Source organism: Nocardia sp. XZ_19_385, assembly GCF_015355755.1.
In the GTDB taxonomy this organism is placed as follows: Bacteria; Actinomycetota; Actinomycetes; order Mycobacteriales; family Mycobacteriaceae; genus Nocardia.
This window is the reverse complement of the sequence record NZ_JACVEE010000002.1, coordinates 772,847-785,145: the sequence shown is the minus strand read 5'-3', so window position 1 is coordinate 785,145 and position 12,299 is coordinate 772,847. Positions and strand designations below refer to the sequence as shown.

General features: G+C 67.4%; 8 protein-coding genes and 1 pseudogene. 5 read left to right on the top strand and 4 right to left on the bottom strand.

The genetic code is table 11. The features are described 5' to 3' along the window. Window positions 1–67 precede the first annotated feature (67 nt). From IBX22_RS16315 to IBX22_RS16305, 3 genes are all read left to right on the top strand, one after another. Window positions 68–1,222 carry a glycoside hydrolase family 3 N-terminal domain-containing protein gene (locus tag IBX22_RS16315; protein WP_194816415.1) on the top strand — a complete coding sequence of 385 codons (1,155 nt, stop codon included), beginning with the start codon at window positions 68–70 and terminating at the stop codon, window positions 1,220–1,222. A 143-nt stretch (window positions 1,223–1,365) separates the two neighbouring features. Beyond that, on the top strand, window positions 1,366–1,965 hold the full coding sequence (locus tag IBX22_RS16310) for a TetR/AcrR family transcriptional regulator (RefSeq protein ID WP_194816414.1): 600 nt from the start codon (window positions 1,366–1,368) through the stop codon (window positions 1,963–1,965). Between the two features lie 102 nt (window positions 1,966–2,067). Continuing rightward, entirely contained in the window at window positions 2,068–3,261 is a 1,194-nt protein-coding gene (locus IBX22_RS16305; RefSeq protein ID WP_194816413.1) for a DUF5685 family protein, read from the top strand. 71 nt (window positions 3,262–3,332) lie between these two features. Here the strand turns inward: IBX22_RS16305 and IBX22_RS16300 are convergent, their stop codons facing one another. Continuing rightward, window positions 3,333–4,199, bottom strand: a complete 867-nt coding sequence (locus tag IBX22_RS16300) for a MaoC/PaaZ C-terminal domain-containing protein (RefSeq protein WP_194817728.1) — start codon at window positions 4,197–4,199, stop codon at window positions 3,333–3,335. Further along, a complete protein-coding gene (locus IBX22_RS16295) occupies window positions 4,199–5,551 on the bottom strand; it encodes a 3-oxoacyl-ACP reductase (RefSeq protein WP_194817727.1) in 1,353 nt (450 codons plus the stop codon). The genes IBX22_RS16300 and IBX22_RS16295 overlap by 1 nt, the downstream gene beginning before the upstream one ends. A 174-nt stretch (window positions 5,552–5,725) precedes the next feature. Here IBX22_RS16295 and IBX22_RS16290 point away from each other — a divergent pair, with 174 nt between their 5' ends. Further along, window positions 5,726–7,039 (top strand): acetyl-CoA C-acetyltransferase, encoded by a 1,314-nt coding sequence (locus tag IBX22_RS16290; protein ID WP_194817726.1) that lies wholly within the window; start codon window positions 5,726–5,728, stop codon window positions 7,037–7,039. A 120-nt stretch (window positions 7,040–7,159) separates the two neighbouring features. On the opposite strand, the pseudogene IBX22_RS16285 reads toward IBX22_RS16290, so the two are convergent. Both IBX22_RS16285 and gnd read right to left on the bottom strand, forming a co-directional pair. Then, window positions 7,160–8,863, bottom strand: a pseudogene (locus IBX22_RS16285) (SDR family oxidoreductase); the annotation flags it as partial. A gap of 100 nt (window positions 8,864–8,963) precedes the next feature. After that, entirely contained in the window at window positions 8,964–9,992 is a 1,029-nt protein-coding gene (gene gnd, locus IBX22_RS16280; RefSeq protein ID WP_194816412.1) for a phosphogluconate dehydrogenase (NAD(+)-dependent, decarboxylating), read from the bottom strand. Window positions 9,993–10,313: 321 nt separating this feature from the next. Between gnd and IBX22_RS16275 the strand changes: the two genes are divergently transcribed. After that, window positions 10,314–12,272: a VanW family protein gene (locus IBX22_RS16275; protein WP_194816411.1), complete on the top strand. Its 1,959-nt coding sequence runs from the start codon at window positions 10,314–10,316 to the stop codon at window positions 12,270–12,272. Window positions 12,273–12,299: the final 27 nt, after the last annotated feature.

The window sequence follows — 12,299 nt, the reverse complement described above, 5'->3', positions numbered from 1 at the left end:
CATCGGCGCGCGGCCGCTGTGCACCCGGGGATGCCGGGCGCGACTTCGCGCACTAGCGTGAATCCTCATGCGGAAGACGCCTCTCGTCCTGCTCGCGGTTCTCACCTCGGTCGTCACCGGCTGCTCCGGTGGGGGCTCCTCCAGTTCCGGTTCGCCGTCGTCCGACCCGGCTGCCCCCGGCTCGCCCGCGCCCGCGACCACCGTGCAACGCGACTGCAATGCCGTCTATCTCGGCCAGTTCACCCCGCGGGAGAAGCTGGCGCAGTTGCTCACCGTCGGTGTCAGCAGCGCCGCCGATGCGGAGAACGTGGTGCGCACCGAGCAGGTCGGCGGCATCTTCGTCGGCAGTTTCACCGACAAGGCGTTCCTCGCCAACGGCCAGGTCCCGCAGGTGCAGGCGGCCGCGAAGGTCCCGCTGATGGTGACCATCGATGAGGAGGGTGGCCGCGTGTCCCGGGTCAAGGACCTGATCGGTCCCGCCCCGTCGGCCCGTGTCACCGCGGCGACCATGACGCCGGAGGAGTTCTATCAGGCCACGCTGATCCGGGCCCGCAAGCTCAAGGATCTCGGCATCACCGTCGACTTCGCCCCCGATGTCGATGTGAGCAGCGAGCCGGACGACGCCGTCATCGGCGATCGCTCCTTCTCCGACGACCCGCAGGTCGTCACCGACTACGCCCGCGCCTACATCCGCGCCATGAACGAGGTCGGTCTCGGGTCGGTCATGAAGCATTTCCCGGGTCACGGCAACGGTTCCGGTGATTCGCATCAGGGTGCGGTCCGCACTCCGCCGCTGGCCGACCTGATCGCCGCCGACCTGGCGCCCTACCGCGATCTCGCCGACTCCGGCGCCGCCGTCATGGTCGGCCACCTCGACGTTCCCGGCCTGACCACCCCGAATGTCCCCGCCAGCATCAGCCCCGAGGTGATGGCGTTGTTGCGCAACGGTGTCGGCTACGGCGCGGCGCCCTTCAACGGCGTGATCTTCACCGACGACCTGAGCGGTATGAAAGCCATCACTGCCCGGATGGACATCGCGGACGCGGTGCAAGCGGCCCTGACCGCCGGCGCCGACAACGCACTGTGGATCACCACGGCCGCCGTGTCCGAGGTGCTCGATCAGCTGGAGCAGGCTGTGACGAGCGGGAAGCTGCCGATCGCACAGGTCGACGCGTCGGTGCTGCGGCTGGCGAAGTACAAGGGCATCTCAACGCAGTGTTAAGCCGCCTCGGCCCGGTGCGCCGAGCCGTAGGATCGCTGTCTACCCCGGCTCTCAGATAAGACAGGCGATCGGTGAGCAAATCGTGCCCACCGAACTTACCTTGGAGTAATATAGGGGCTTCACCTTGCGGTAGGAGACAGTGGATGGCGGGCGGAACGAAGCGACTTCCCCGGGCGGTTCGTGAGCAACAGATGCTCGACGCCGCCGTCGAGGTGTTCTCGCGCAAAGGTTTCCACGACACCTCGATGGACGCGATCGCGGCCGAGGCGAAGATCTCCAAACCGATGCTGTACCTGTACTACGGCTCCAAGGACGAACTGTTCCGCGCCTGCATCCAGCGCGAGGGCCTGCGTTTCATCGAATCGGTCGCACCCGCGGGCAACCCGCTGCTGTCCCCGCACGAGCAGGTTCGCACGGCGTTGGAAGGCTTCCTCGGTTTCGTCGACGCCAACCGCCGCTCCTGGCAGGTCCTCTACCGGCAGGCGATCGGCCAGCAAGCCTTCGCCTCGGAGATCGAGAACGCCCGCGAGCGCATCATCGAACTCACCGCGAAACTCCTGGAATCCAGCGCCAAGCACGCCGACCCCGGCACCAACTTCGATGCTGTCGCGGTAGCGGTCATCGGCGCCGGCGAGGCCATCGCCGATCGCGTCGCCGGCGGCCGCATCGAGGTCGCGGAAGCCGTGAACCTGCTCGACGAACTGGCGTGGAGCGGCCTCAAGGGCCGCAAGAAGGCCGAATAACCGAAATTCCGGGTTCCGATTGCGGAGTCGTTAACGTCCTGCAAAGGTGCGTGAGATCAACTTGCGTGGACCGGTCAGGTGGACCGGGGATATTGGGGCGGAATGTTCGGGATGTTGAAGCCGTGTTCGCACGGCGCCGAGAAGTACGGGATCGATCCGGCGCAGTGGCGGGCGCACATGTGTGGCCTGTGTCTGGGCTTGCGCGATGGGCAGGGTCAATTGGCCCGCACCGCAACCAATACCGACGCGATCGTGCTGAGCGTGCTGACCGAAGCGCAGTTGGCTGAGCCGATGCGGCGCACCACGGCGGGGCGGTGCGCATTGCGCGGTATGCAGCGGGCCGAAGTGGCAGCCGCGGATTCGCCGGGGGTGCTGCTCGCCTCGACCGCGTCATTGCTGTTGGGCTCGGCCAAGATTCGCGATCACGTCGAAGACCGTGACGGCTCGCTGCTCACCCGGCGACCGATGGCGAAGGTGTCTACCCGCTGGGCCAACGGCGCCAGAAGCCAAGCCGAACGTATCGGCCTCGATGTCGAACCGCTTGTCGCCGCGATCAGTTCGCAGTCGGAGCTGGAGCGGCACGCATCCAAGGGGTCGATGTCGCTCGACGCGTTGACCGTGCCCACTCAGATCTGCGCCGCCGAATTCTTCGCCCACACCGCGGTGCTCGCCGGTCAACCGGACAATGTTGATCCAATGCGTGCGGCGGGCAAGCACTTCGGCCGTATCGCCCACCTCGCCGACGCCGTCGAGGACTTCGACGACGACCTGGCACACGGTCGCTTCAACCCGCTTGCCGCCACGGGCACCACCCTCCCAGAGGCCTACGACCTACTGCGCCAATCGGATTCCGAACTGCGCCGCGCCGTCGCGACAGCCCAGCTGGCCGACGTCCCCACCGTCCGCTGGATCCTTCTCGACCCGCTGGCCTCGCTGCTGCGCCGCCTCGGCACCGGCGTCGGACTGCCGATCGTCCACGCCTGCAACACAACCCGCTCGGACGGGGCGGTGCATGCCGAGCGTCGCAGTACGCGACGCCGCGATCATCCGCACGGCCCCTTCCGTCCGCCGCACCGCAGACCGGGCCTCGGCGAATCCCTCGCCCTCATCCTCGGCAACTACTGCACCGGCTACGCCCTCTGCGCCGACCACCGCAATCCCTGCACCGGGGAACAGAAACCGGCCTGGTGGAAGGAGAACTGCGCCAACTGCTGCGACGGTTGCTCCTCCTGCGGGGAATGCTGCAGTTGCTGCGGTGACGGCTGCTGCTGTGACGGGTGCTGCTGCGACTGTTAGGTCGCGATGGGGTACCGACAACGAAACCGCGCCCCGAGTCATCGACTCGGGGCGCGGTTTTTGTAAACAGCTCAGCGCAGGCTGGCCGTCAGGTGCGGGTAGCCCTTCTTGGGATGGCGCATGGCCAGATCCCAGCCGCCCGCGACCTGGTCGGCGTACACGTTCACCGTGGACGGCAGGAAGATCGGCTTACCGAACTTGACCGCGTAGGACGTCTTGTCCGGCACCCGGCCCTCGATGTTGGCGAGGATGTTGGCGGCCGACCACATGCCGTGCGCGATCGGCTTCGGGAACCCGAAAGCCTTGGCACCCAACCCGGAAGTGTGGATCGGGTTGTGGTCGCCCGAGGCGGCCGCGTACCGGTTGATCAGTTTCTGATCGACCCGGAACTGCCGCATCGGCGGCGGCGGCACCTCGTCCGGCTTGGGCTCGGGCCTGGGTCCACCGGACAGCGAGGTCCGCTGCTGGTGCAGGAACGTGGTGACCTGCCGCCACACCAGTTCGCGGCCGACCTTCACCTCGGTGATGGCGTCGACCAGCAGCCCCTTCGGGTGCTCGCGCAGGTTCTCGATGTGGGTTTCGAAGTCCAGCGGCTCGGCCACCGAGATCGCGCGGGTGCGCTCGATCAGGTTCTCCGCGTGCACCGCACCGACCGCGACGAACGGGAAGTCGCGGGCCACCACCAGCTGCATGGCCAGCGGGAAGCTGAGCACGAACGGGTAGGTGAGCGGCAGCTCGTCACCGAAACGCAGGCCGGTGGCCCGGCAGTAGGCGGCCAGGTGATCGGGATCGACCTTGAAGCCTTCCAGCCGCACCACGCGATCGGGCAGCTTATCCCCGCGCGCCGAAAGCAGCGGCACCGGAACGGCTCCCAGCGCGGCCTTCACGAAAAGGCGGCTGTTCTTGGGTGGTTCGGTGAGCGTGATCATCTGCGTCATCATGCTCCGATCAGCGACTGACCGCAGACGCGAACCACGTTGCCGCTCACCGCGTTCGAGGCCGGGCTGGCGAAGTAGGCGATGGTCTCGGCCACGTCGACGGTCTGGCCGCCCTGCAGCAGCGAGCTCATCAGGCGGCCGGCCTCGCGGGTGCCGAGCGGGATGGCGGCGGTCATCGCGGTCTCGATGAAGCCGGGCGCGACGGCGTTGATGGTGATGCCCTTCTCGGCCAGCTTCGGCGCTTCGGCGTTGACCATGCCGATGACACCGGCCTTGGAGGCGCCGTAGTTGGTCTGGCCGCGGTTGCCCGCGATGCCGGCGATGGAGGACACGTCGATGACGCGGCCGCCTTCCTTCAGCGCACCCCGGGCCACCAGGCCCTCGGTGATCCGGTGCGGCGCAGCCAGATTCACGTTGATGACGGAGTTCCAGCGGCCCTCGTCCATGTTGGCGAGCAGCTTGTCGCGGGTGATGCCGGCGTTGTGCACGACGATGTCGATGCCGCCGAATCGCTCGGTGCAGAACTCGGCCAGCTTCTCCGCGGCGTCGGCGGAGGTGACGTCGAGGGCGAGCGCGGTACCGCCGACCTTGTTGGCGGTGTCGGACAGGGCTTCACCGGCGGCCGGGATGTCGGCGACGACAACGGTGGCGCCATCGCGGGCGAAGACCTCGGCGATGGTCGCGCCGATGCCGCGGGCGGCGCCGGTGACCACGGCGACCTTGCCCGCGAGCGGCTTGTCCCAGCTGGCGGGGGCCACGGAGTCGGCGGAACCGACCCGGATGACCTGGCCGTCGACGAAGGCCGACTTGGCCGAAAGCAGGAAGCGCAGCGTCGATTCCAGGCCGGTGGCCGCCGCCGACGCCTCGGGCGAGAGGTACACCAGCTGTGCGGTCGAACCACGCAGCAGTTCCTTGGCGACCGAACGGGTGAAGCCTTCGAGCGCGCGCTGGGCGATCTGCTCGTCCACGCTCGAGGTCAGCTCCGGCGTGGTGCCGATGACCACGATGCGGCCGGACGCGGCGAGGCTGCGCATGGCCGGCTGGAAGAACTCGTAGAGCTGCGACAGGTCTTCGATGGACCCGATGCCCGTCGCGTCGAAGACCAGCGCGCCGTACTTGGTGCCCTGGCTCAGGGAATCGGCGAAGGTGTAGTCGGACAACAGGTTCCGCACCGGCTCCGCGACGCGGCCCTTGCCGCCGATCAGCACCGGCCCGCTCAGCGGCGCTTCGCCCGCCTTGTAGCGGCGCAGGTTCTCCGGCTGCGGCAGGCCGAACTTGCTGGCCAGGAACTGCCCGGGCGCGGAGTGTACGAACGATCCGTAGAGGTTGGGGGCACCCTTACTCTTGGCCACTGTTCCTACCTTTTCTGTCGTGTTTTTGTCTCGTTCACTGCCGTGCCCCCCAGCGGAATTGCGCACGTCACGGGGTACGGTGTCGACAATGAACTTACTCCAGAGTAAGTTTAATGTAAACCAACACCGGCGGGGCGCCTTACCCCGACATCCGACGAGACCGTGGAGACTCGAGTGACTAGCAAAGCCCGTTCGGCGAAAAAGCCCGCGAAGCAGCCGAAGCCCGTCGCCATCGTGGGCGGCAATCGGATTCCGTTCGCGCGCAGCGACAAGGCCTACGCGCACGCGTCCAACCAGGACATGTTCACCGCCGCGCTGGATGGTCTGGTCGGCCGGTTCAACCTGCAGGGCGAGCGCCTGGGCATGGTTGTCGGCGGCGCCGTGCTCAAGCGTGTCGGCGAGCACGGCATGATCCGGGAGAGCGTGCTCGGTTCCAAGCTGAGCCCCTACACCCCGGCCCATGACCTGCAGCTGGCCTGTGGCACCGGCCTGCAGTCCATTGTCACCGTCGGCGACGCGATCTCCGCGGGCCGCATCGACGCGGGCATCGGCGGCGGCACCGACACCACCTCGGATGCCCCGATCGGCGTCAGCGACACCATGCGCGAGTGGATGCTCGACGCCAACCGCGCCAAGTCCAACAAGGACCGCCTCAAGCTGGTCGGCCAGCTGCGTCCGTCCATGGTCGGCATCGAGATCCCGCGCAATGCCGAACCGCGCACCGGTCTTTCGATGGGTGAGCACGCCGCCATCACCGCCAAGGAATTCGGCGTCGCCCGCGAGGCCCAGGACGAACTGGCCTACCTGTCGCACAAGAACATGGCGGCCGCCTACGACCGCGGTTTCTTCGACGACCTGATCACCCCGTTCCTCGGTCTGACCCGCGACGACAACCTGCGTCCCGGCTCCACCATCGAGAAGCTGTCCACTTTGAAGCCGGTCTTCGGCGTCAAGGCGGGCGAGGCCACCATGACGGCCGGCAACTCCACCCCGCTCACCGACGGCGCCTCCGCGGTGCTGCTGTCCAGCGACGAGTGGGCCGCCGAGCGCAACCTCCCGACCCTGGCCTACCTGGTCGACTCCGAGGTCGCCGCCGTCGACTACATCCACGGCCCCGACGGCCTGCTGATGGCTCCCACCTACGCGGTCCCGCGCATGCTCGCCCGCAACGGCCTGACCCTGCAGGACTTCGACTACTACGAGATCCACGAGGCCTTCGCCTCCGTCGTGCTCGCCACCCTGCAGGCCTGGGAATCCGACCAGTACTGCAAGGAGCGCCTCGGCCTCGACGGCGCCCTCGGCTCCATCGACCGTTCCAAGCTCAACGTCAACGGCTCCTCCCTCGCCGCCGGCCACCCCTTCGCGGCGACCGGCGGCCGCATCGTCGCCTCCACCGCGAAGATGCTGGCGGAGAAGGGCTCCGGCCGCGCCCTGATCTCCATCTGCGCCGCCGGCGGCCAGGGCGTCGTCGCGATCCTGGAACGCTAAAGCTCTTGCCCTGAGCGAAAATACGCGCCCCGGAACCTTTGTTCCGGGGCGCGTTCTCGTTTCAGCGGATGAGGGTGGTGCGTTCGGTGGTGAAGCGGACCAGGGCGGGGGCGAAAGGTAGTACTGGGCGCGGGATTCGGGGGTTACGGGGACGATCTTCTTGTTCTTCTGGACGGCGCGGACGATCTGTTTGGCAACCCGGTCGGGGGTGTAGCCGCGCAGGCGGTAGAGGCGGTCGTAGCGCTCCTGCATGCGGGCTTCGGTTTCCGGGGAGACGCCGGACATGCGGGTGGTGCGCACGATATTGGTGTGGACGATGCCGGGGCAGATGGTGCTGACGCCGATGCCGCTGCTGGTCAGTTCGGTGCGCAGGCAGTCGGAGAACATGAAAACCGCTGCCTTGCTTGTCGAGTAGGCGGTGAAGCCGCGTTGCGGTGTGTAGGCGGCCATGCTCGACAGGTTGACGATGTGGCCGCCGAGTCCGCGCTCGGCCATGGCGCCGGCGAAGGCGCGGCAGCCGTTCACGACGCCATTGAGGTTCACGTCGAGGACGCGCTGGAAGTCCTCGGAAGAGGTCTCGAGGAAGCGGCCCGCTTGACCGATGCCCGCGTTGTTGACCAGGACATCGGGGACCCCGTGCTCGAACAGGACCTCTTCGGCGTGCTTGCCGACGGCCTTCTCGTCGGAGACGTCGAGTTGGTAGGCGTACCCCACCCCGCCCTCCGCGGCGAGCAGCGCGACGGTTTCCTCGGCGGCCACGATGTCGATATCGGAGACAACGATTTCCGCGCCGTCGCGCGCGAAGGCCAGTGCGGTTTCGCGACCGATTCCGCTACCGGCACCGGTGATTACGACCAGTTGATCCTCGAAAGGCCTGCGGTGCGCCCCCATTCGCGCGCGGCGCAGGCTGCGAGCCGGTGGTGCACCGGCGGTCGCGTCGATCAGTTCCATGGTGGCCGAGGCGAGCAGTTCCGGATGCGAGAACGGCAGCCAGTGCCCACCTTTCACCACCCGCAGCCAGACTTCCTCGGCCCACTGGTCTTCGTCGGAGTACGCGGATTGGCGCACCGCCGGGTCCCGGGTACCGATGATGATCTGCACCGGCACCTCGGTGCGTGCGTCGCGGGCCCGCAGCGGATTCGCGAACCACGTTGCGCGATAGATGCGCAATCCGTTCGCCATATCCTGCTTGAAGGTCGGCGCGAGATGGATCTTGTCGGGCTGCGCGCCCTCGCTGTTGGAAAGCATGTTCCGCCAGCGCTCTTCGCTCATGCCGAGCCGAATCGCGGCGTGCGGCAAGGCAGGCAGCGCGAGGAACGTCGAATAGGCGAACGAACCGAGCTGGGCGAGCGGCAGCGCGATATTGCGCGGGGTCGGGCGCGACAACCGGCTGCGGGCCCACTGCGCGGTGTGCGCCAGGCTCGGCCCCGACACCGAGGTGAACGAGGCGACCAGCCGCCGGGCATCCGGGCGGCACACGACTTCCCACATCGCCACGCTGCCCCAGTCGTGCGCGAGGACGTGCACCGGTTCGTCCGGACTCAGCTCCTCGATCACCGCGACATAGTCCTGTGCCAGCTTGTCCACGGAGATATCCAGGGAGCCAGGGGGATTGGTGGATTCGCCGTGTCCGCGATTGTCCACGCTCAGCACCCGGAATCGGTCCAGGAACTCGGGCGCGACGTTGTCCCACAGATGGTGGGTGTCGGGCCAGCCGTGCAACAGCAGCAGGGTCGGCCCGTCCGGCGTCCCCTGCTCGTACACGGCGATGTCGACCGCACCGTTGCGCACCAGGTGTTTGACCACCATGGACTCACCCCACATCCGGACCGTCGTTGGCCCTCGGACTACTTCTCCCGCACCATTCTGTCCCAGACGCGCCCGGGCCGGAACCCCACAGAACCGGCGTCCTCGCGCCACACTGTTATTTGCCTGGCAGTTCGTGGTGGCCGCCGAAAGCTTTGCGCATCGCCGAAAGTGCCTTGTCGGCGTAGAGCGCTTCACCGCGCGAAGAGAACCGCTGGAACAGGGCGGCCGCCAGCACCGGCGCGGGCACTCCGGTGTCGACCGCGGCGTCCAGGGTCCAGCGCCCCTCACCGGAATCCGACACCCGCCCGCTGAAGGTTTCCAGTGTCGGATCGGCGTACAGGGCACTCGCGGTGAGATCCAGCAACCAGGAGGCGACCACCGACCCGCGCCGCCACACCTCGGTCACCTCGGGAATGTCGAGGTCGTACATGTAGTGCTCGGGGTGGTCGAGCGGTGTCTCCTCCGCGGAGAACTCGCCGCTCTGTTCGGCGCCGATGTTGGCTTTGTGCAAGATGTTCAAGCCCTCGGCGTAGGCCGCCATGGCGCCGTACTCGATGCCGTTGTGCACCATCTTGACGAAATGCCCCGCCCCGGCGGGCCCGCAGTGCAGGTAGCCCTGTTCCGAGGTCGACGGCTCGCCCTGGCGTCCCGGTGTCCGCTCCGCCGCGTCGACCCCGGGTGCGATCGACTTCAACAGCGGGTCAAGGTATTTCACCTGCTCGGACTCTCCGCCGATCATCAGGCAGAAGCCGCGCTCCAAACCGAAGACGCCGCCGGAGGTTCCGATGTCGACGTAGTGAATCCCCTTGGGCTGCAATTCTTTCGCCCGCGCGATGTCTTCGTGGTACCGGCTGTTACCGCCATCGATAACGATGTCACCGGGTTCCAGCAGGGCGGCCAACTGGTCGACCATCGCCCCGGTCGCCCCCGCCGGGATCATCACCCACACCACCCGCGGCGTCTCCAGCTGCGCCACGAACTCCGTCAGTTCGGTGGTTCCGTCGAAGCTCTTACCTAGCTCACCCCGCAACATCTCGATGTTCTCGGTGTGCCGATCGAGGCCGACGGCGGTGTGCCCGTCCCTGGCGATTCGGCGCACGATGTTCGCGCCCATCCGGCCCAGTCCGATCATTCCCAGCTGCATGCCATCCCTCTCCTCGTGTGCGGCGGCGGTGATGCGATCCAGTCTGTTTCCGATTGTCCCGCGAGGTGTGCCGGAAACCCGGTGAGGCGGGATGTAACACGCGTAGCGGGTCGCCGATAAACAGATCGGCTCCGCGTAGTTGCCAGACCCCCGACCCGGCAACTGCGCGGAGCCTTTCCGTATGTTTTGCAGGCGGATAGCTGCTCGTCCGTGCTGTGCGGACGGTGTCGGTGCGGCCCACTATCGTGGGCGGAGACTCGCACCGGGCGAGTGCCTTTCACCTGACCGTTATTTGTTTCAGAGACACGGGGAGGACGGTTCGTGACGAACGAGTCGAGTACCGGACGCCACGACCGCGGTCGAGGGCAGGGCGAGGTCACACTGCGCGAGCTCCTCGAGGCGAAGCGCACAGCCGCCGCCGCACAGTCGGGTGGGTCACAGAACGAATCAATGAAGACGGTACCGCTGCGGACCGTCTCGCGGGACGATCAGCGCGCATTCTCCGATCAGCACCGCATCGAGGACCCGCCCACCGAGGTCCTGCGCCCCGTGCAGGCCGAGCGCCGCCGGCCGGAGCCCAGCTCGGGTGGCTGGTGGAAAACTCCGGCCGCGCGCCGGGTCGGCATCGCCGCGGGCGCCCTGCTCGCGGTCGGCATCATCGGTTACGCCACCGACTGGGTCCGTTCCTCGGGTGAAGTCCCGCGTGGCACCGTCGTCGCGGGCGTCGACATCGGCGGCATGGACAAGTCCGCGGCCGATGCCAAGCTGCGCGCCGCGCTGGCGGGCCGGTCCGGCCAGGAACTCCCGATCCGCATCGGCGACGTGCAGACCACGCTGCAGCCCAGCGCCGCCGGCTTGGACGTCGACTGGGACGCCACCTGGGACAACATCGGTGGCCAGCCGCTCAACCCCTTCACCCGCTTCGCGTCGATGTTCACCATGCGCACCGTCCCGGTCGCCAGCAGCATCGACGAAAATGCCCTCGACCAGCAGCTCACTGCCCTGCGCGTGCACGACCGCCCAACCGTCGAAGGCACCATCGAGTTCCAGGACGCCAAGCCGGTCGCCGTGCCCCCGGTCCCCGGCCGCGAGCTCGACACCCCCGCCGCCCGCACCATCCTGATCGACAACTGGGTCCTCGGCGCCGCGCTGGATCTCCCGGTCCACCCCGCCCCGGTCACCGTTCAGCCGGAGGCGCTCACCAAAGCCTTGAACGAGGTCGCCACCCCCGCCGTCTCCGCCGACGTGGTCTTCACCGGAAAAGACGCCACCGGCAAGGAGGCGACCGCCAAGCTCGACCCGGCCCAGATCGCCACCATCCTGTCCTTCGCCCCCGACGGTCAGGGCGGCCTCGCGCCGAAGTACGACCAGAACATCGCCACCGGCCTGCTCGCCCCGCAGCTCGCGCCGTCGGAGGTCGAACCGAAGGACGCCACCTTCGCCTTCACCGGCACCACCGCACGCGTCGTACCCGCCGTCGTCGGCAACAAGGTCAACTGGCAGAAAACTCTGGATCAGCTTCCGGCCCTGCTGCTTTCACCCGCGCAACGCACCGGTCAGGCGATCTACGAGAAGGTCGAGCCCAAGCTCACCACCGACGCTGCCAACGCCCTCAAGGTCGTCGAGCCGATGGGCTCGTTCACCACCGGCGGCTTCAGCGGCCCCTCCGGCGTGAACATCCGCACCGTCGCCGCCAAGGTCAACGGCGCGGTCATCAAACCGGGAGAAGTCTTCTCCCTCAACGACTTCACCGGCCCCCGCGGCACCGCCGAGGGTTACGTCGAATCCGGCATCATCGACCACGGCCGCCCCAGCACTGCTGTCGGCGGCGGCATCAGCCAATTCGCCACCACCCTCTACAACGCCGCCTACTTCGCCGGCATGGAAGACGCCGGCCACACCGAACACAGCTACTACATCTCGCGCTACCCCGCCGCCCGCGAAGCCACCGTCTTCGACGGCGCCATCGACCTCAAATTCCGCAACAGCACCCCCACCGGCGTCTACATCGAAGCCGTCGCCACCGGCTCCGACATCACCGTCCGCCTCTGGGGCACCAAAACCGTCGAAGTCGAATCCATCACCGGCGAGAAAACCAAGCCCACCGAACCCAACACCGTCAAACTCCCCAAGGGCAAAGACTGCATCGCCTCCGAAGGCGCCCCCGGCTTCACCATCTCCGACACCCGCGTCATCAAGGACCGCAAAACCGGCAAGGAAGTCTCCCGCCACACCCGCACCGTCAAATACGACCCCATCCCAGTCGTGAAGTGCGAATAGCAAGACTCGTTTCGACACCGAAGCGAA

Excerpts from the sequence above, each read along its gene's own strand:
- IBX22_RS16315 (WP_194816415.1), top strand. The coding sequence starts at position 68 with ATGCGGAAGACGCCTCTCGTCCTGCTCGCGGTTCTCACCTCGGTCGTC.
- IBX22_RS16305 (WP_194816413.1), top strand. The coding sequence starts at position 2,068 with ATGTTCGGGATGTTGAAGCCGTGTTCGCACGGCGCCGAGAAGTACGGG.
- IBX22_RS16300 (WP_194817728.1), bottom strand. The coding sequence starts at position 4,199 with ATGACGCAGATGATCACGCTCACCGAACCACCCAAGAACAGCCGCCTT.
- IBX22_RS16310 (WP_194816414.1), top strand. The coding sequence starts at position 1,366 with ATGGCGGGCGGAACGAAGCGACTTCCCCGGGCGGTTCGTGAGCAACAG.
- gnd (WP_194816412.1), bottom strand. The coding sequence starts at position 9,992 with ATGCAGCTGGGAATGATCGGACTGGGCCGGATGGGCGCGAACATCGTG.